This window comes from Pseudoalteromonas sp. A601, from assembly GCF_002165575.1.
GTDB lineage: Bacteria > Pseudomonadota > Gammaproteobacteria > Enterobacterales > Alteromonadaceae > Pseudoalteromonas.
The window spans coordinates 83259-103610 of record NZ_MXQF01000002.1; the positions used below are offsets into that span (position 1 = coordinate 83259).

The following is a 20352-nucleotide window of genomic DNA, read 5'->3' on the forward strand; positions in this document are numbered from 1 at the left end:
TTAAAAAAGAAGAAAACATGAAATTTAATGATTCACTCAGTGTATTTGAATACTTACTTAAAGAGCACCCTAACAACCTTATTGCTGGGTTAGAAAGCCTCGAAAATATAAACAGCACTCTCTTTAGCGAAGTGGAACAGCTAATTCTTGCTCATAATCAAAATCAACAACAAACACAGTTCCATCAATCTATTAGCCATTCAACCGAGCTATTAAATGACAATAGCAAAATAGAGGACTTGATAGGTAAGAATATCAGCCATTTCACATTACAGAGACTATTAGGCTCTGGGGGGATGGGCGTTGTTTATTTAGCGCACAGAAATGATGGTAAATTTGAGCAAACCGTTGCTATAAAAATTATATACCCAACTATTACTGCATTACATGGCCCGCAAAATCTAACCCGCGAAGCACAATATTTAGCATTATTGAACCACCCAAATATAGCAGGAGTACTAGACGCAGGTGAATGTGAATTTGGCATGTACATGGTGATGGAATACATCGAAGGCACAACGCTTGTAAGTTACTGTAATGAACAAAAGTTAAACACCAAACAGCGCTTAACTTTATTTTGTAAAGTCTGTGATGCCGTTAGCTATGCTCACCAGAACAGAGTGATCCATGCAGATTTAAAACCATCGAACATCCTTGTTAACAAGCAAGGTGAACCTAAGCTCGTTGATTTTGGCGTTGCTCGTACAATAAATAATGAACAAACCGATTTTGTTGTTAACGAGTATATTAAGGCTCTAAGCCAAGAGTACGCCAGCCCTGAGCAGCTTGCAGGCCAAACGCTTACGACTCAAAGTGACGTGTATAGTTTAGGGAAGATACTAGAGACATTAAGTCGTCACACAAACAATGATCTCAAAACAATTATAGATGAATCGCTTTTAGAAATAGAGAAAAGGTACCCAAGTGCCTTTCACCTCAAGAGCGATATAATAAACTTTCTAGCAAACAGACCTATTAGCAGTAATAAAAGACCAATAAACAGGGCTTTAAAACTACTTAAGAGAAACCCTATATCGAGCGCACTAAGTATAGGACTCATTACCTCTATTTGCATTTTTTCATATTCACTTTGGAATAAAAATCTCGAGTTACAAATTGAAAAACAAACCTCAGATAATATCGCAAATTTTATGGTCAACGTTTTTGATATTTCTAATCCATATAATGGTGAAAATTTCAATATACCTATTAAAGATGTATTACTAAGTGCTAAAAATAAACTAGATGCTCTTCCAACTGATAACAATGGCATCAAAGAGTCTGTAAGTATTTCTTTAGCTAAAGCTTATATAGGTGCTGGGGTATTTATACCTGCAAAAGAAATGCTCGAACAGCTATCGAATAACCAGTATGTAAATAAGCAAGAACTTAACTATTTGCAAAGTAAAATCGATGTAAAAACAGGTAAATATAAACTAGCAATTAATAAGTTAGAGCTATATCAAAATATTAAACTCACGAAAAGCGAATTAGTAGACAATAGTAAGCTACTGTCAGAAGCCTATCGCGAGATTGGCGATTATAGCAAGTCAACTAATCTACTCCTTGAAACGCTTACCAAGAAGCTTACACCGACCCAACAGATAAATATCTATCTAGAACTAGCTACAACCTCTTTCACAATCTCAAACTTTGCACAGATGCTAGAATATGCAGAAAAGGCAATGAGCTTATATAACAATAGTCAAATAAACCGAAAACCACTGCTATCTGAAGTTCTCTCAGTTTACGCCGGTGCCTTAGAAGAATTTGATAGAATGGAAGAAGCAGAAAAACTCTATAAACAGAAACTCGCTCTTGATTTAGAAGTATTTGGCGAAAATCACCCGCATACCGCTATTATTTATAATTTACTATCTTACTTTCATGACACAAAAGGTGAGTTTCAAACAGCCCTAAACTTTGCAGAAAAAGCAATTACGCTCCACAAAAAACATACACCAGACGGAAGTAATTTATATATTGCAACGTTATTTAACAAAGCATCTTCTTTGGGGCAATTAAGAAAAGATAAAGAAACAATGGAAGTTTTGTTAGAAGCAGAAAAATTATGTAATAATTTTTTACCAACAAACCACTTTAACTATGTAGTGATCTATAACGGATTAGGGGCTTTATATAGAAAGCAAGGAGATTTAGAGAAAAGTAAAGAGTACTTATATAAAGCACTAGATACGCTTCTTCTATCAAATGAAAATCACAACCAAATGCTCTCCTATATTTATGGCAACCTCGCAAGTTTAGCTATAGAAAACGAAGACTACACTGAGGCGAGAACATTATACGAAAAAAACCTAACAATTAACAAAACGGAATTTGGAGGAAAAGGCAAACGTGTCGCTCAAAATATGAAACACCTTGGTAGAGTAATGCGGATGCAAGCAAACTATGATGAAGCAATACCTATGTTAATACATGCATTAGATACAGCTCTAGAAGCTTACAAGCCCCAACACGCTAGACTTGCAGAGTTTCACACCCAACTTGCACTCGCATACAAAGACACAGAACAATTAAAGCAAGCTTTAAATCATCAAATAACTGCTGTCAGCATTGCAGAAAAGGGTTATGGTTTTGATAATTATATAACCCAATCGATGCAGCTAATTTTAGCAGAAATCTACCTTGCACAAAGTAATTTTAAAAGTGCACTGCCTATTGCGCAACAAACTTACAATTATTTATTGGAAAATAAAGGTAGCACCCACTCACAAACAATAGAAGCAAAACATATTTTGGACAATATACAGTCACAGATGCTGTAAGTTGTTACATCACTTAAATTTCATGTATTGAATAATAAAAAACACTTTACCTAAAACACAAAAATATTTACGGCAACAACCACGATTGGGCTAATTTTCAGGCCCAATCGAAGCTTAATACAACTCTGTTATGTACATAGTGAGTTACTTAACCATACCACTATTTTGATTATCTCGGTGTATTTTAGACCAAGTATTAGACATTAAACCCGTGCTATCAGTTTGAATAGCTACAAGTTTACCGGTGGCATTTGCATCATTACGGTCTCCCTCTGAAAGAGTACCAATATACAAGATGCCTTGACTATCAATTGCAGGGGATGACCAAGTAGCACTGGCTTTTAGATCATACTGCCATACAAGCTCACCATTAGGTGAATACACATGCATTAAATCATTTTCTGTCGCGAAATAAATATTACCATTGTCACCGATTGCTGGTGATACCTTCACGTTACCAGTAATTTGGGTTTGCCATTTTATTGCTTTTGAATTGAGTTCAAGCGCATAAATTTCACTATCGTCATTATTACTTGTGCCAAAGTAAATATTCCCGCGTGATTCATCTATCGCAACTGATGAACGAATATGTGGCGTTTCAAATACCTGCGGATTTGGTAATTCAAACTTCCAGCGCAGATCCAAATTATCATCAAAGCTGTATAAAATCCCGGCTTCAGAACCAAAATAAATATTATTGTTAGAATCAATAGCCGGGGTGGAGTAAACCAAGTCACCTGCAAAGGTGTCTATATCTTTGAACTCACCCACTAACTCATAGCTATTTAAATCAAGCTTAAGTACGCGACCTTCATCATAAAAAACAAGCTCACCGTTATAATTTACCGCCCCATTTACAAATCGGTCTTGTCGTTCTTCACAATTACAAAAACGCTCAAACAAGCTCTCACCCGTTTGCGCATTAAAAGCACGGATATCTAAACCAGTATAAATAACTTGCTCTTTATAAGCCGCAACCTTAGTTAATCCAGAACTTGTTTGCAAAGCATAATCTGATACACGTTGGCGCCATATTTGCTCGCCGCTACTATTAAGAGCCACTAAATCGCGATATGCTTTATCAAACTCACCAGTGCGCTTATCGACTGTAAAATAAATATTGTCATTGTGTACAACAGGGCTTGAGCGTACCTCTTCACCATTAGGTAAGGTGTAACGCCACTTTTCACTGCCATCGAGGTTATAGGCCACCATTACATCACTGCCAGCAGGATCATTACGGACATTCTTGGCCGTGCCTATATAAATTGTTTGCTCATCAGCACTGAGTGCCGGTGACGAGTAATAAGCAAAGCTTGTAGTTGGTAATAATTTTTCCCACACTAAGCGCGACTCTTCAACCTTATCAGGTTGTTTGTCAGCATCGGACTTCGTAGTTTGTGGATCATCGCTGCCGCCTCCCCCTCCACATGCCGATAAAAAAAGACTTAACGCGAATATAATTGGTGCTTTCGTTTTATGGGATTCAAACTGTAAACTCATGTAATTCCTGATAGTTATTATTTATTGTTAAATAAATTTTACGAATAAAATTACAATAATGACAGACACGAAAAATGTTTTTATTTTTCTCATATATTTAAAATATTTTTATCTGTCTAAATGTTGCAGCGACTCATGAGTAATTATCAATTATCTAATAAAGGGCTTGCAATAGTGGCTAATTAACAAATAATGGATGCTTGGGTTCACGGGATTTGAATGAGGAAAAATGAACACGATACTAACTACGCAATGTGCGGATGATGTGGGCTTAATAGCTAAGATCACCGGGCTTTGCCATGAACATAATTTAAATATTACCCGCAATAATGAATTTGTAGATAAAGACGCAAAACGTTTTTTTATGCGTACCGAGTTGAGCGACCAACCAAATGGTGAATTTTTAACCCAACTTGAAGGCCTGCTGCCTACTGGCGCGAAGGTTACTTTACATAGTAACGAAAAAACCAAAGTTGTACTGCTTGCCACCAAAGAAGCCCATTGTTTAGGCGGTGTGTTACTCAAACAGTTTGAGCAAGCCCTTAACATTGAAGTGCTTGCTGTAATTGCTAATTACCCAGATTTAGCGCCTTTAGCAAAAGGCTTTAATGTGCCTTTTCACGTTGTTAGCCATGAAGGACTAAGCCGTTTAGAGCATGATCAACAAGTGGGTGATTTAATTGCTAGTTATAAGCCTGATATTATTGGCCTTGCTAAATATATGCGTATTTTGAGCCCAGAGTTTGTCGCCCGCTTTGATGGTAAAATTATTAATATTCACCACTCATTTTTACCGGCGTTTATTGGGGCAAAGCCATATCACCAAGCATTTGAACGAGGTGTAAAAATCATTGGTGCAACGGCACATTTTGTTAATAATGAGCTCGATGAAGGGCCAATTATCATGCAGGACGTGACCCATGTTAATCATGCCAATACCGCAGAAATGATGGCTAAAATGGGGAAAGATGTTGAAAAAACAGTGTTTTGTAAAGCACTGCAATTAGCGTCTGAACATAAGTTATTTATCAACGGTAATAAAACTGTCGTGTTTAGCTAGGTGATAGATTTGATCTAGAAATGAAGAGGCTATTTGCCTCTTTATTTTTGAAGGTTAAGACGCTGACTCAATCGGTTCTAGTTGTAATTTTGCTGCAATGAGTACAGCTTGAGTACGATTATATACGCCTAGTTTTCTAAATATTGCTGTAATGTGTGCTTTTACTGTTGCCTCAGAAATATGTAACTCGTAAGCTATTTGCTTATTGAGTAAGCCTTCATGTAAGTATTGTAATACTTTATATTGTTGTGGCGTCAAAGATGCCACTTGTGCGGCGATTTCTTTATCTTCGCCTTTTATGGTCTCGACTTTGTCTTTAAGCTCAACAGGGAGCCATACATCGCCATCAAGTATTTGATTTATTGCCAGGGCAATGTCTTCTGACGACGATGACTTAGGAATAAATCCCATCGCACCATAGCTCATTACTTTGGAAACAATATTGATATCTTCACTACCTGAAACCACCGCAATAGGTAAACTTGGGTAGTCTTCACGGATACGAATAAGGCCGTATAAATCGCCACTGCCTGGCATGTGTAGGTCTAGTAGTAAGATGTCTAGATCTTCTTGTTCGTTGAGCACTTTTAGTGTGGTATCAAAATCTTCTGATTCAAAAACTTCTAAATCAGCAAATTTGCTACTTAACGCCCCTTTTAGTGCTTCACGAAATAACGGGTGGTCATCCGCTATTAAAAACTGACTCATGGTTCACTCCTAATAAATTCGGCTGTCACCTATCGAATAGCTGACAGCCGATATACTACGTTTAGAATCAACTTCTAATCAAGTTTTTAACGCATATTTAACGATTTAATCGGTTCTCGATTAACTCATCAACCACGCTAGGATCTGCAAGCGTTGAGGTGTCACCTAGTTGTTGGTGCTCATTTGCTGCGATTTTACGTAAAATGCGACGCATAATCTTACCAGAACGAGTTTTTGGTAAACCTGGTGACCATTGAATCATATCTGGTGAAGCTATTGGGCTTAGCTCTTTACGAACCCAGTTACGTACCTCTTTAGTGAGCTCGTCACTGACTGTTATCCCTTCATTTGGCGTAATGTAAACATAAATACCTTGACCTTTAATGTCATGAGGGAAGCCAACAACAGCGGCTTCTGCTACAGCCTCATGAGCAACAAGGGCACTTTCTATTTCAGCGGTACCTAAACGATGCCCTGATACATTGAGTACATCATCGACACGCCCGGTTATCCAATAGTAGCCGTCTTCATCACGACGACAACCATCGCCTGTAAAATAAACACCTGGGTATGCTGAGAAATAAGTTTGTTCAAAACGTTCATGATCACCATAAACAGTACGCGCTTGTGATGGCCAGCTGTCTAAAATGACTAAGTTACCATCTACAGCACCCTCTAATGTATTACCTTCAGCATCAAATAGTGCTGGAGCAATACCAAAAAACGGGCGAGTCGCTGAGCCTGGTTTCATATCAGTAGCACCTGGTAGTGGCGTGATCATTATACCGCCAGTTTCTGTTTGCCACCAAGTGTCCACAATCGGACAGTTACTCTTACCTATATTTTCGTAATACCACGACCATGCTTCTGGATTTATTGGTTCACCCACCGAGCCTAAAATACGAAGGCTATCACGGTTAGATGTAGACGTTGGTTCGTCGCCTTTGGCCATAAGTGCACGAATAGCCGTAGGTGCAGTATAAAGAATAGTTACACCATGCTTATCAACTACTTCACCCATACGTCCTGCTGTAGGATACGTTGGAACACCTTCAAATAACACTTGTGTACAACCATTTACTAATGGCCCATAAGCAATATAACTATGACCTGTGATCCAACCAACATCAGCACTACACCAAAAAACATCATCTTCTTTCAGGTCAAATACGTATTCATGGGTCATTGATGCGTAAACAAGGTAACCACCAGTTGTGTGTACAACACCTTTAGGTTGACCTGTTGAGCCAGATGTATACAGAATAAATAGTGGGTCTTCTGCATTCATTGGCTCTGGGTCACACTGTGCTGGCACATCAGCAACTAAATCGTGCCACCAAACATCGTGCTCATTCCAATCGACTTCTCCGCCTGTAAGCTGATGAACAACAACATGTTCAATAGTCGTTACAGACTCTTGTGCAACCGCTTCATCAACGTTGGCTTTTAATGGTACTGTGTTACCTGCGCGTCGCCCTTCATCAGAGGTAATAACAACTTTAGCGCCAGAGTCCTTAATACGATCAGCAATCGCTGATGGCGAAAAGCCACCAAATACCACTGAGTGAATTGCACCTAAACGTGCGCATGCTTGCATGGCATAAACGGCTTGTGGCGACATAGGCATATAAATCGCAATACGATCACCTTTTTCTACACCTAATTTTTTAAGACCATTTGCAAATTTAGCCACTTCATCATGCAATTTCTGATAGCTAATATGTTCACTTTGTTCTGGGTTATCACCTTCCCAAATCAATGCTGTTTTATCTGCTTTGGTTGCAAGGTGACGGTCAATACAGTTATAAGAAGCGTTCAGTTCGCCATCTTCATACCACTTAATATTGATATGCCCTTTATCAAATGAGGTGTTTTTTACCTTAGTATAAGGAGTAGACCAATCAAGGCGTTTACCATGCTCTGACCAAAAACTTTCTGGATCATCAATAGATTGCTTGTACAGTGTATTATAATTATCGTTATCAACTAAGGCTGCATTCTTGATATGTGCAGGAACTGGATAGATACTTTGTGACATAGTCGTCTCCATTTGTAATTACTTGCCAAAGGCCTATCTCAAGGATCACTCAGCATGGCTGATGAAAGTATTAGACCTTAGTTGTAATGCTATTTTTATTGGCCCTAAATTAGAGCAAAATTAGCGTTTACTGCTTTAAACTTTTTAATAACATAAGGTTAACAACCTTGTTTTTACAAGTCTACTGTTGTCAAACATTAGTCTAATAGACCAATAGGTAATTGAGTAAAAAGCGTACATCATCAAAAGTGGCATTAGTAGAAGTATAACAACTGCACCGAATAGGAAACCAATCATGACAACACAAACAACACTAATAAGATCCCTCACCGCAACCGCTGTTTTATGCGCACTGAGCACGACAACACAAGCTGCCACAATTGGTGACACAGATGTTAATTATGGCGGTTACGTAAAAATTGATGCAATGTGGAGTGATTATTCAGCTGGTGCTCCTGCTGGAACAAATGTAGGGCGTGACTTTTATGTACCAAGTACATTAACAGTTGGCACCGACGACGACTCTGATGCTGTATTTGATATGCACGCACGCCAGTCTCGTTTTAATTTTGGCACATCAACACTCTTAGACAACGGCAAAACCATAAACAGTAAAATCGAAATAGATTTTTTAGCGTCTGCTGCTGGTGGTAATGAACGAGTTTCTAACTCATACGCGCCACGTATTCGCCACGCTTTTATTTCTTATGATGGATGGTTATTTGGTCAAACATGGTCAAACTTCCAAAATGTGGGTGCACTGCCTGAAACACTTGATTTTGTAGGTCCAGCTGAAGGCACGGTGTTTGTTCGCCAAGCACAAGTTAAATACACCACCGGTGCATGGTCTTTCTCACTAGAAAACCCTGAAAGTACAATTACAACTTCAAATGGTATGGCTGTAACCGATGATGCATCATTACCGGATTTTACAGCACGTTATACGCATAAAGCAGATTGGGGTAACTTAGTGGTTGCAGCGCTTGCTCGGCAACTTACGTATAAAGTGGGTGGTCTTGACGCTGATGAAACCTCAATTGGTCTTAGTGCATCAGGTATGGTTAAAGTTGGTCAAGATAACCTTAAATTTATGCTTACCCAAGGCAAAGGCTTAGGTCGTTACGTCGGTTTAAATGTTGCCCATGGAGCCGTATTAAATGGCGATGAACTCGATGCCATTGACTCAACCTCAGGTTTTGTTGCTTATCAGCATAATTGGAATAACCAATGGCGCTCAACATTCCTCTACTCATTCTTCTCAGCTGACAATAACATTGATTTACTTACAATTACAGGTGACCCAACTGAATCTAGCCAAAGCTACAGCGCTAATATTCTCTACTCACCCGTTAAAAAACTAACCTTTGGTGCTGAATTTAAACACGCTGAACGTGAACTCGAAAGTGGCAATGATGGTGATATGGATCGCTTGCAGTTCTCTGTTAAGTATGCATTTTAGCCCTAACTTGCTAACTTGCTAACTTGCTAACTTGCTAACTTGCTAACTTGCTAATAAAGTATAAATACAAAAAAGCCGCTAAATTTAATTATTTAGCGGCTTTTTTAATTGTTAAGTGCGGGTCAAATCGCGCTTACTCTTTAATTTTTATAACTCATCTTCTGCAATTAAGCCCGAGTCTTCACCGTCTTCCGGTTTAATTTCAGCTTTAAGCAAAAGCATATCGCGCAATTTACCTTCAATTTCGTCTGAAATCTCTGGGTTCTCTTTTAAGAACTTAATTGAGTTAGATTTACCTTGCCCTACTTTGCTGCCATTGTAGCTGTACCATGCACCGGCTTTTTCAACAATTTTGTGCTTAACACCCAAATCAATAAGTTCGCCATGCTTAGAAATACCTTCACCATACATAATGATGAATTCAGCTTGTTTAAATGGTGGTGCAACTTTGTTTTTAACCACTTTTACGCGAGTTTCGTTACCAACAACTTCATCGCCTTCTTTCACAGAACCAATACGACGAATATCTAAACGAACTGAAGCGTAAAACTTAAGTGCATTACCACCGGTTGTTGTTTCAGGGTTACCAAACATAACACCAATTTTCATACGTATTTGGTTGATGAAAATACATAATGTGTTTGAGCGTTTAATGTTACCCGTTAGCTTACGTAATGCTTGTGACATTAAGCGAGCTTGTAAGCCCATGTGTGAATCACCCATGTCGCCTTCAATTTCAGCTTTTGGTGTTAGGGCTGCTACTGAATCGACAATCACAACATCAACAGCACTTGAGCGTACTAACATGTCACAAATCTCTAGCGCTTGCTCACCCGTATCTGGTTGAGACACTAGTAAATCATCAATATTTACGCCTAACTTTTGCGCGTAAACTGGATCAAGTGCGTGCTCAGCATCTACGAATGCACAGGTTTTGCCTTCTTTTTGTGCTTGAGCGATAACTTGTAGCGTTAAAGTTGTTTTACCTGATGATTCAGGGCCATACACTTCAACAATACGACCCATAGGTAAGCCACCTATGCCTAAAGCAATATCGATACCTAGTGAACCTGTCGATACAGCCTCAATGTCTAGTGCTTTATTGTCACCCAATTTCATGATTGAGCCTTTACCAAATTGACGCTCAATTTGAGATAAAGCTGCATCTAATGCTTTTTGTTTGTTATCGTTCATTTTGTTCTCCAAATCCGGCTAATGCAGACAAGTATACTGTATGAAATTACAGTATCAAGCTTATTTTATAAATTTATCTTCTCTATGACTTCTTTTAAAGCATAAACAATAGCTTGGGATCGAACACAGGCTCTATGACCAAAAAACAATTGCTGACTTGGGTACTGTTTATTACCTATTTGAATGCAAAACCAGACAAGCCCAACTGGCTTTTCTTTTGTGCCGCCACCAGGCCCAGCAACGCCAGAAACTGCAATACTAATATCTGCATTGGTGGCTTTACATGCGCCCGCTGCCATCTCTAGCACTGTTTGCTCACTCACAGCGCCATATTCTGCAAGCGTTGCAGCCGTTACTTTAAGTAAATCTTGTTTTGCTTGATTGCTATAAGTAACGAACGCACGGTCAATATAAGCAGAGCTTCCGGGTGTGTCGGTAAGCGCATAACTCACCCCGCCACCAGTACATGACTCAGCGGTAGTGATCCATAAGCGTTTATCCGTTAAAATAGCGCCTAATTGCGCAGCAAGTGTTTTAATCTCTTGATGTAACTCCATATTCAGCCTTTGGGTAAATACATGTCGTTTGATCTTTATGCACCACAGACAATAAGTCAACAAACTCCGATGATGCAGCAGTATCTAAAAATAAAATCTGAGCATCGTGATATTTTATTGTTCTATCGAATGGGTGATTTCTACGAACTCTTTTTTGATGATGCAAAACGTGCCGCGCAGCTTTTAGATATCTCACAAACTCATCGTGGTAAAGCCGGTGGTGATCCTATCCCTATGGCTGGGGTACCTTATCATGCAGTTGAAAACTATTTGGCGCGATTAGTACAAATGGGTGAATCTGTAGCGATTTGTGAACAAGTTGGCGACCCTGCAACCAGCAAAGGACCTGTAGAGCGCAAAGTGGTACGTATTGTTACGCCAGGAACTATTTCTGATGAAGCCCTGCTACAAGAGCGTCAAGATAATTTACTTACCAGTGTATGGCAAAGTAAAAAAGGTTTATACGGAATTGCCTATTTAGATATCAATTCTGGGCGTTTTAATATTGTTGAAGTAAATACCGATGAAGCTTTTAGCTCAACACTGCAACGTTTAGCACCAGCAGAATTACTCTATAGTGAAGATTTTTCTAACGTACATTTAATAGAGCATATTAAAGGCATTCGCCGCCGCCCTGAATGGGAATTTGACCTAGACACTGCACAGCATCTTTTATGCGATCAATTTGGCACTAAAGATTTAGTCGGCTTTGGGGTTGATAAAGCCAAAGCGGCGTTAATTGCCGCCGGATGCTTAATGCAATACGTTAAAGACACGCAACGAATTGCCTTGCCTCATATTCGTGCGATCACCCTTGAACATAACGAACATGCGGTAATTTTAGATGCTGCCACCCGAAAAAATTTAGAGCTCACACTCAACCTATCTGGCGGGTACGAAAATACCCTTGCTCAAGTACTTGATAAAACCGCAACAGCGATGGGGTCACGGTTACTAAAGCGTCGCATTCACACTCCTATTCGTTCAAAACCCGAACTTAATGCTCGCCTGAATGCTATTAGTGCCATAATCGATGCGCAATTATGTGGTGAATTACACGAGTCACTTAAGCAAATAGGCGATATAGAACGTGTTATAGCGCGCTTAGCATTATGGACCGCAAGACCTCGCGATCTAACTCGCCTACGCGGTGCATTACAAGCGTTAAGCCCGCTGCATGCATTATTAAATGACGCTAGTGACCCTCGCATTGCACAAATTATTGCTGACTCTGCAGCTTTACCTGAACTGCAAGATTTATTAGAACGTGCTGTTATTGATAACCCACCTGTGCTTATTCGTGACGGAGGCGTAATTGCCCCAGGCTATAACAGTGAGCTCGACGAATGGCGTGCACTCAGCCAAGGTGCCACTGATGTGCTTGATCAATTAGAATTACGTGAGCGCGAACGTACAGGCATTAGTACCCTTAAAATTGGCTACAACAAAGTGCATGGCTTTTTTATAGAAGTAAGCCGTGCTAACTCACATTTAGTGCCAGCAGATTATATTCGACGCCAAACGCTTAAAAATAACGAGCGCTATATTATTCCAGAGCTAAAAGAGCATGAAGACAAAGTGCTTGGCAGCCAATCAAAGGCACTCGCACTGGAGAAGCAACTCTATGAGCAATTGTTCGAGTTTATCGCCCCACACATAGAGCAGCTGCAAACAATGGCTGCAGCCCTTGCTGATTTAGACGTACTTAATAATTTAGCTGAGCGTGCAATAGCTCTTAATTATGCAAAGCCACAGCTTTGCGATAACGACGATATTAGCATTAAGCAAGGCCGTCACCCTGTGGTTGAACAAGTAATGAAAGACCCATTCATTGCCAACCCTGTTGAACTTAACAATCAACGTAAAATGTTGATTATTACTGGGCCAAATATGGGTGGTAAATCAACCTATATGCGTCAAACAGCCTTGATTGTATTAATGGCTCATATTGGCAGTTTTGTGCCTGCAGATAGCGCGAAAATTGGTAATATTGACCGAATATTCACTCGCATCGGTGCCAGCGATGATTTAGCCTCTGGCCGCTCAACTTTTATGGTTGAGATGACCGAAACCGCAACAATTCTAAACAATGCAACCACGCAATCACTGGTATTAATGGATGAAATAGGCCGTGGTACAAGTACTTATGATGGTCTGTCACTCGCCTATGCAACCGCTGATCACTTAGCATCAAAAATTGCAGCAAAAACACTGTTTGCCACCCATTACTTTGAACTGACCGAACTAGCCGAGCAACAAACGGGGCTGGTAAATGTGCATTTAGATGCGATTGAGCACAATGACACTATCGCGTTTATGCACACTGTACTTGATGGCGCGGCGAGTAAAAGCTTTGGTTTACAAGTTGCGGCATTAGCTGGTGTGCCAAAAGCAGTTATAAAACAGGCTAAGCAAAAGCTAAAGATGCTCGAAAACCATCAACCTGTTACCGCAGATATAAACACGCAACAAGTATCATTATTTGAAAGCGAACCGAGTGAAGTAGAAACTCAGCTGGCTGAAATCGATTTAGATAATTTAAGCCCGCGCCAAGCGCAAGATTTACTGTATAAATTAAAAGCACTGTTGTAATAATTGCAGACATTAAAAAGCCGAAGCGATAATCGCTTCGGTTTTTTAATTTATGTATTAATATTTATATAGTTACGAAAACTGTTCAAATAAACTATCTGTACTTAACCCTTCATGTTGCAAAATGTCTTTAAGTCGGCGTAATGCTTCAACTTGAATTTGGCGAACTCGCTCACGCGTTAAGCCAATTTCACGGCCTACATCTTCCAGCGTTGATGGCTCATAACCAAGCAAACCAAAGCGACGAGCTAATACTTCACGTTGTTTAGGATTAAGTTCACCTAACCAATCTACAATATGCTTATTAATATCATTGTTTTGTACTTCGCCTTCAGGGCTAAAACCTTTTTCATCTGCGATAATATCAAGTAATGCTTTATCGTTTTCGCCACCAATTGGTGTATCGACTGAGGTAATTTTTTCATTTAAGCGCAGCATTTTTGTGACGTCTTCAACCGGTCTATCTAAACACTCTGCAATTTCTTCTGCGGTTGGCTCATGATCAAGTTTTTGTGTCAATTCTCTCGCTGTACGTAGGTATACATTTAACTCTTTCACTACATGGATAGGTAATCGAATGGTACGCGTTTGATTCATAATCGCACGCTCAATAGTTTGACGGATCCACCAAGTAGCATAGGTTGAGAATCTAAAGCCACGTTCGGGATCAAACTTTTCAACAGCACGAATAAGTCCTAAATTACCTTCTTCAATTAAATCAAGTAATGCAAGACCACGGTTATTATAGCGACGGGCAATTTTTACAACTAAACGTAGGTTACTTTCAATCATGCGTTTGCGGGATGCTTCACAGCCTTTTAACGCTTTGCGGGCAAAAAACACTTCTTCTTCAGCACTCAATAAAGGAGAGAATCCAATTTCACCTAAATACAATTGAGTGGCGTCTAAATTTTTGGTTACCTCCTCTTTAGCGAATATATCATCTTCTTTATCGACTTCCTCTAATAATGCTGTAGCTTCTTCAACTACTACATCATCAAATTTTTCATCAGCCGCGGACTTCGTTTTTTCTACTTTTGCTGTGTTACCCATTAGCGTACCCTCAAGCAAATAAGTGATTATTCAATCACTGGTGTCAATACCCGATAGCTAAGGCAAGTATTTTTGGGGATTAACAGCTTTTCCTCTATAACGGATCTCAAAACGCAATGCCGTAACATCAGAATCTGAACTGCCAATCTCTGCTATTTTTTGCCCTGCTTTCACATTCTGTTTCTCTTTAACTAACAGCTTCGAATTGTGTGCATAGGCACTAAGGTAATCATCATTGTGTTTCAAAATGATTAAATTACCATATCCTCGAAGTGCGTTACCCGCATATACCACGGTCCCTTGTGCTGCTGCTAAAACAGACGACCCTTTTTTGTTAGTAATTTGTAGCCCTTTATACCCATTTTCCCTAGTCGAAAAACGTTGTGTTACTTTACCTTTAGCGGGCCAAGACCAACGTACCTTTCTTGGGTTTAACTGGCTAGTATTACTAACTTTTTTACTGGCTTGCTTTTGAACATACTCTCGTTGTTTTGGCTGATCAAGCTCTTTTTTTAATTTTTTGTTATTTTTTAGTTTTAATTTTGTAGACTTTCTGCTCGAATTCGTATATTTTTCCTGCTTTTTATTTTTTTCTGTAACACGAATAAAAGAGATCACTTGACCAGGATGAATAATGTAAGGGGCTGGTATAGCATTATTTTTTGCTAATGTTCGAAAATCTTGGCGGGCACTAAATGCTATAGAGTAAAGCGTATCTCCCTTTTTAACGGTGTACTTGTCCCCATTTATATTTATTCTGCTGGTGTATGGTTTAACACTTGTATCCAAGCTACTAACAGGTGCAGGGGCTTGGCGGGAAGAGCAAGCGCTGAGCAAAACACTCATAAATAAAGTAACATAGAGCACATATTGTTTATTCATGGTGCTTTACCCTTAATTTCAAAAGTTGTAACTTTTAGCGGTTAACGTAATAAAAAGTAAGCAATGACGATTAAAATGACTAAGCCCCAGCCAAGTGCTTCAACGTATTGACGTAATTTTTGCTCCATTTTCACACCGCCCCACTTCATTAGCGCTGCGACCAAAAAGAACCTCGCGCCTCTGCCAACCGCTGAAGCGAGTAAAAAAGGTAAAAAGGCCATATGTAAAAGCCCTGCACCTATAGTGAATACTTTATAAGGAATGGGTGAGAAACCAGCTAAAAAAACCACCCAAACGCCGTAGCTTTTAAACCACTCAAGAGCGATATTAAATTTGTCTTGCCAACCCATTTGGCTAATAAGCGGTTCAACCACAGGTTCAAATAACCAAAACCCCAACAAATAACCTAAAACACCACCAATCACAGATGCAATCGTAGTAAAACTGGCAAAACGCCAAGCTTTGCTAGGTTGCGCAAGTGCCATAGGTGCTAACATTACATCAGGCGGAACCGGGAAAAAAACAGATTCAGCAAAACTCATTCCGGCTAAATAACGCTCTGCATGGCGATGTTTTGCCCACACTAACGCCATATCGTATAACTTAGTAAACAATTTCAAAGTGACTTCCTATTCAATATCACCAGGGACAAGTGGAACAAATCTCACTGGTGCAATTACATGTTGGGTAAATTTATTATCTTTTCTAACAACCATTACCAGTTGTTGTTCTTCGTTGCCAATTGGTGCAATCATTACTCCCCCATCGGCGAGTTGGTCAAGTAATGCTTGGGGAACTTGCGATGCTGCAGCTGTAACAATAATCCCTTGAAACGGGGCTTGTGATTGCCAGCCTTGCCAGCCATCTCCGTGTTTCATTGCTACGTTGTACAAATCAAGGTTATGTAATCGCCGTTTGGCTTGCCATTGCAGCGCCTTTATACGTTCAACTGAACATACTTTGGTAAAGGTTTTTGCCAGTACTGCAGTTTGATAACCCGACCCAGTACCAATTTCAAGAACTTTATCACGAACCCCAGCCAAGCGCAGTAATTCTGTCATGCGGGCAACTATATAAGGCTGTGAAATAGTCTGTCCTTGCCCTATTGGTAATGCTGTATTTTGATAAGCTTTGTGCTTTAGTACATCGTCGATGAATATATGTCTAGGAATAGCAGCAATCGCATCGAGAACCTGCCTATCCTCAACGCCTTCTCGCGCTAATAAATCAGCCAGAGCCTGCGCACTGCGAGTATAATTAGACAGCACCATTGATCTCCATTGTTTTAAGCCAATCGCCAACCGCTTGTATGCTTTCTTTCGCGGTCATATCAACACTTAAAGGTGTAACTGATGCATACCCATTATTAATGGCATAAAAATCTGTGCCATTGCTGGCATCACTTTCTGCACCTAAGGTGCCATACCAGAATATATCGCGGCCCCATGGGTCTTGTTGCTTGGTCATGGTTTCAGCTTTGTGGCGAGCACCTAAGCGGGTTACCTGAACACCTTTTAGTTCACTCAATGGAATATCTGGTACATTAATATTTATAATTTGATCTTTTGGTAATGGATGCGAAGTGAGCTCTTTGATAATACTAACAGCCACCGCAGCCGCGGTTTCAAAGTAGTTACCTTCTTTTGAGCATAAGGATACAGCCACAGCAGGCAAGCCTAAATGACGACCTTCGGTGGCAGCAGCAACAGTGCCAGAATAAAGCGTGTCATCACCTAAATTAGCGCCATGGTTAATACCCGCAACAACTAAGTCTGGCTTTTCATCTAGCAACTCATTAACACCTAAATGCACACAATCTGTTGGTGTGCCGTTTACTGATATAAAACCATTTTCAAGCTTGGTCGCACGCAAAGGGTTCATCAGCGTTAAAGAATTACTTGCGCCACTGCAATTACGATCAGGTGCCACCAAAGTGACATCAGCAATTTGTGTCAAAGCTTGATAAAGTACGGCAATTCCTTTCGCGTTTACACCATCATCATTACTCAATAAAATTTTCATTTACGCGTCCTTTTCTTTGTGTAATTTGGGGCTCGCATCGGTGTAATCCACCAACTCACGAAGTAGTGCTGTAGCAAAGGTGCCTTTAGGCAAACCAAAGCTTAATTTTATCGTGGTTTCATCAATTGTTTCTACCGCTAAATCTTGTGGTATTAAGCGTAACATTCTGCGTTCGTTTTTAAGGCCCAGCTCACCAAGCCCTTCACACCATTCTTGGTATGGTTCTAGCCATTCTTTCTCTTGCTCTGTTAAGCCTTTTTCGCTTTTACCTACCATAGGTGCCGACATCATAATGTCGCCAGAGGCAAGCCGAGCAATATTTTCATCGCTAATGGCGTCTTCAAAAAAGGCATTACTACCGCTGAGCATAAATACTTCACGGTGCATGGTTTTAGCCAAACCGTGCTCGGCAACACGTAAGTTAACAATTTGATTAAACACATAGGAGCGTGCCGCTGAAATAACCAAGCCACGTAATTTTTTATCACGAATACGCTCGCCAGCGAACATTCGCTTTGCCATATCAAGGTTATGCCCGCCATGACCAAAGCGCTGCTCACCAAAATAGTTAGGTACGCCGGCACGAACGGCATTAATTCTACAAAGAATATCTAACGGCTGTGTGACATTGCGCAGCGTAATTGTAAATTTATTACCCCTATGGCATCCCGTACGCAGTTTACGATTGTGTCGTTGCTGAGAAACTATAAATACCGAGTCACTATTAAGCTCAGTAAAATCAATCTCTTTTTTTATTGGCACTGGCACGCTAAACCATTGGCTACATACGCCGTGGCGATCTTTCATACCCGCATAACTGACATCCCGTGGTGAAATCCCCGCTTTTTGCGCCAGTAACTTAGCAACATATTGGGTGTTTTCGCCTTTTTTTACGACTTGCAAACACACATGTTCACCACTGCCAGTAAATTCAATGCCAAGGTCTTCATCAACCATGAAGTCTTCAGCCGAGGTTTTAAAGTCCGCTTGAGATAAAGGCTTACCATACAAATAGTTTAATTCACTCATACTGAGAGCTTACTCATGATCACTACTGCATGGCTTGAAATACCTTCTTTACGTCCTTCAAAACCCAGCTTTTCCGTAGTAGTTGCTTTTACATTCACTTGGCTCAGCTCGGCCTTTAAATCGGCGGCTAAGTTTTCACGCATAGCCTGTATATGAGGCAACATTTTTGGTGCTTGAGCCACAATAGTGACATCTGCATTACCGAGTACGTAGCCTTGCTGCTTAGCTAAATCAACTACATGGCGTAATAAAATACGGCTGTCGATATTTTCATATTCGCTGGCAGTATCAGGAAAGTGTTTACCAATATCCCCCATCGCAAGCGAACCTAAAATCGCATCACACAATGCATGAATTGCCACATCACCATCGGAATGGGCTAAAAAACCTTGTGGGTAAGCTATTTTTTCACCACAAATAGTTAACGGGCCTTCGCCGCCAAATTTATGAACATCAAAGCCATGGCCAATTCTAATCATGATGCGTTCTCGCTGTGTTGTTTTTGGAGTAAAAAGTGGGCTAAATCTAAATCTTCTGGTGTGGTTATTTTTATATTATCGCTGCGCCCAGGCACTAACTTGACTGGTTTTTTCGTCCACTCAATAGCTGATGCTTCATCGGTGATTGCTACTTGCTGTGCCAATGCACCTTGTAGTGCGTTCGTTAAATCTGTGTATTTAAAAAATTGTGGCGTCAATGCCTGCCATAAGTCATCTCGTGGCACCGTTTGTTCACTGTGGGTATCACCACGCTTTATTGTGTCTTTGACCTTAGTCGCTAAAATGCCACCTTCATCAGCGCTTAGGCATTGCAGTATTAAGTGTTCGATATCAGTTGTATTAACTAACGGTCTAGCAGCATCATGCACTAACACCCAATCAGGTGGATCAGCATGCAAGGTTAATAACCCATTTAGTACTGAATCAGCACGCTCTTTACCACCACAGGCTCGAACGATTCGCTTGTCCATCTGGGGTATCTGTTCGTAAAAGGGGTCATCATCACTGACCACCACAATTATTTTATCGAGCTGTGAAAGCTTAGCCAACTTAGCTAATGTATGCTCTAAAATAGTTTTCCCGGCCAGAGTTATGTATTGTTTTGGCGCGCTATGTTTCATCCGACTACCTACACCAGCGGCAGGGACAATAGCAGCGATTGTATGTTTATTTTTCATTGAGTTGTTGTCCAGGTAACACACGTATAAATGTCTCACCTGGCTTGATCATTCCTAATTCGTTACGAGCGCGCTCTTCAACGCCTTCTTGACCTAACTTTAAGTCTTCAATATCAGCTTTAAGTACTTTATTACGCTTTATTAAGTTGGCATTAGTGTCTTGGTGGGAAGTAACCGCTGATTTTAATCGACTATAATCTTGCACACCATTGTGACCAAACCACAATCGGTATTGTACAAACAACGCTAAACAAAGTAGCGCAAATTGAAACAGCCGCATTAAACACTCCTT

18 protein-coding genes are annotated in these 20352 nt (G+C 40.2%); 4 read left to right on the plus strand and 14 right to left on the minus strand.

The genetic code is table 11. From position 1 onward, the window contains the following. Positions 1–17: 17 nt before the first annotated feature. The gene (locus tag B5G52_RS01905) at positions 18–2786 is read left to right on the plus strand and encodes a serine/threonine-protein kinase (RefSeq protein ID WP_087531014.1); all 2769 of its coding nucleotides are present in this window, start codon (positions 18–20) and stop codon (positions 2784–2786) included. Positions 2787–2930: 144 nt separating this feature from the next. Here B5G52_RS01905 and B5G52_RS22260 read toward each other — a convergent pair whose 3' ends face one another. Next, positions 2931–4289, minus strand: a complete 1359-nt coding sequence (locus tag B5G52_RS22260) for a PQQ-binding-like beta-propeller repeat protein (RefSeq protein WP_140394289.1) — start codon at positions 4287–4289, stop codon at positions 2931–2933. A 229-nt stretch (positions 4290–4518) separates the two neighbouring features. On the opposite strand from B5G52_RS22260, the gene purU reads away from it, so the two are divergent. Further along, a complete protein-coding gene (purU, locus tag B5G52_RS01915; protein ID WP_087531015.1) occupies positions 4519–5349 on the plus strand; it encodes a formyltetrahydrofolate deformylase in 831 nt (276 codons plus the stop codon). Between the two features lie 54 nt (positions 5350–5403). Here purU and B5G52_RS01920 read toward each other — a convergent pair whose 3' ends face one another. Then, positions 5404–6057 carry a response regulator transcription factor gene (locus B5G52_RS01920; RefSeq protein WP_087531016.1) on the minus strand — a complete coding sequence of 218 codons (654 nt, stop codon included), beginning with the start codon at positions 6055–6057 and terminating at the stop codon, positions 5404–5406. A 97-nt stretch (positions 6058–6154) separates the two neighbouring features. Beyond that, complete coding sequence (gene acs, locus B5G52_RS01925) at positions 6155–8095, minus strand: acetate--CoA ligase (RefSeq protein WP_087531017.1); 1941 nt, start codon at positions 8093–8095, stop codon at positions 6155–6157. Between the two features lie 295 nt (positions 8096–8390). Here acs and B5G52_RS01930 point away from each other — a divergent pair, with 295 nt between their 5' ends. After that, positions 8391–9554, plus strand: coding sequence for a DcaP family trimeric outer membrane transporter (locus B5G52_RS01930; RefSeq protein WP_087531018.1), 1164 nt, complete (start codon positions 8391–8393; stop codon positions 9552–9554). Between the two features lie 147 nt (positions 9555–9701). Here the strand turns inward: B5G52_RS01930 and recA are convergent, their stop codons facing one another. Together recA and B5G52_RS01940 are read right to left on the minus strand one after the other, a co-directional pair. Beyond that, on the minus strand, positions 9702–10748 hold the full coding sequence (recA, locus tag B5G52_RS01935) for a recombinase RecA (RefSeq protein WP_087531019.1): 1047 nt from the start codon (positions 10746–10748) through the stop codon (positions 9702–9704). A gap of 65 nt (positions 10749–10813) precedes the next feature. After that, entirely contained in the window at positions 10814–11305 is a 492-nt protein-coding gene (locus B5G52_RS01940; protein ID WP_087531020.1) for a CinA family protein, read from the minus strand. A 21-nt stretch (positions 11306–11326) separates the two neighbouring features. Between B5G52_RS01940 and mutS the strand changes: the two genes are divergently transcribed. Beyond that, positions 11327–13897 (plus strand): DNA mismatch repair protein MutS, encoded by a 2571-nt coding sequence (gene mutS, locus B5G52_RS01945; protein ID WP_087531021.1) that lies wholly within the window; start codon positions 11327–11329, stop codon positions 13895–13897. Positions 13898–13969: 72 nt separating this feature from the next. On the opposite strand, the gene rpoS is transcribed toward mutS, so the two are convergent. Genes rpoS through ftsB form a run of 9 tightly spaced genes read right to left on the minus strand, consistent with a single transcriptional unit; the run spans position 13970 to position 20340 of the window. Beyond that, positions 13970–14950, minus strand: coding sequence for an RNA polymerase sigma factor RpoS (gene rpoS / locus B5G52_RS01950; protein WP_087531022.1), 981 nt, complete (start codon positions 14948–14950; stop codon positions 13970–13972). A 57-nt stretch (positions 14951–15007) separates the two neighbouring features. Further along, the gene (locus B5G52_RS01955; RefSeq protein WP_087531023.1) at positions 15008–15832 is read right to left on the minus strand and encodes a peptidoglycan DD-metalloendopeptidase family protein; all 825 of its coding nucleotides are present in this window, start codon (positions 15830–15832) and stop codon (positions 15008–15010) included. 41 nt (positions 15833–15873) lie between these two features. Further along, complete coding sequence (locus tag B5G52_RS01960; RefSeq protein WP_087531024.1) at positions 15874–16452, minus strand: YqaA family protein; 579 nt, start codon at positions 16450–16452, stop codon at positions 15874–15876. A gap of 9 nt (positions 16453–16461) precedes the next feature. Beyond that, entirely contained in the window at positions 16462–17100 is a 639-nt protein-coding gene (locus B5G52_RS01965; protein ID WP_087531183.1) for a protein-L-isoaspartate(D-aspartate) O-methyltransferase, read from the minus strand. Further along, positions 17090–17854: a 5'/3'-nucleotidase SurE gene (gene surE / locus B5G52_RS01970; protein WP_087531025.1), complete on the minus strand. Its 765-nt coding sequence runs from the start codon at positions 17852–17854 to the stop codon at positions 17090–17092. The genes B5G52_RS01965 and surE overlap by 11 nt, the downstream gene beginning before the upstream one ends. Further along, positions 17855–18883 (minus strand): tRNA pseudouridine(13) synthase TruD, encoded by a 1029-nt coding sequence (gene truD, locus B5G52_RS01975; RefSeq protein ID WP_087531026.1) that lies wholly within the window; start codon positions 18881–18883, stop codon positions 17855–17857. It abuts the gene before it with no gap. Beyond that, on the minus strand, positions 18880–19362 hold the full coding sequence (gene ispF / locus B5G52_RS01980; RefSeq protein ID WP_087531027.1) for a 2-C-methyl-D-erythritol 2,4-cyclodiphosphate synthase: 483 nt from the start codon (positions 19360–19362) through the stop codon (positions 18880–18882). Before ispF ends, truD begins: the two co-directional genes overlap by 4 nt. After that, positions 19359–20060 (minus strand): 2-C-methyl-D-erythritol 4-phosphate cytidylyltransferase, encoded by a 702-nt coding sequence (gene ispD, locus B5G52_RS01985; RefSeq protein ID WP_087531028.1) that lies wholly within the window; start codon positions 20058–20060, stop codon positions 19359–19361. Before ispD ends, ispF begins: the two co-directional genes overlap by 4 nt. Next, on the minus strand, positions 20050–20340 hold the full coding sequence (ftsB, locus tag B5G52_RS01990; RefSeq protein WP_087531029.1) for a cell division protein FtsB: 291 nt from the start codon (positions 20338–20340) through the stop codon (positions 20050–20052). Before ftsB ends, ispD begins: the two co-directional genes overlap by 11 nt. Positions 20341–20352 lie beyond the last annotated feature (12 nt).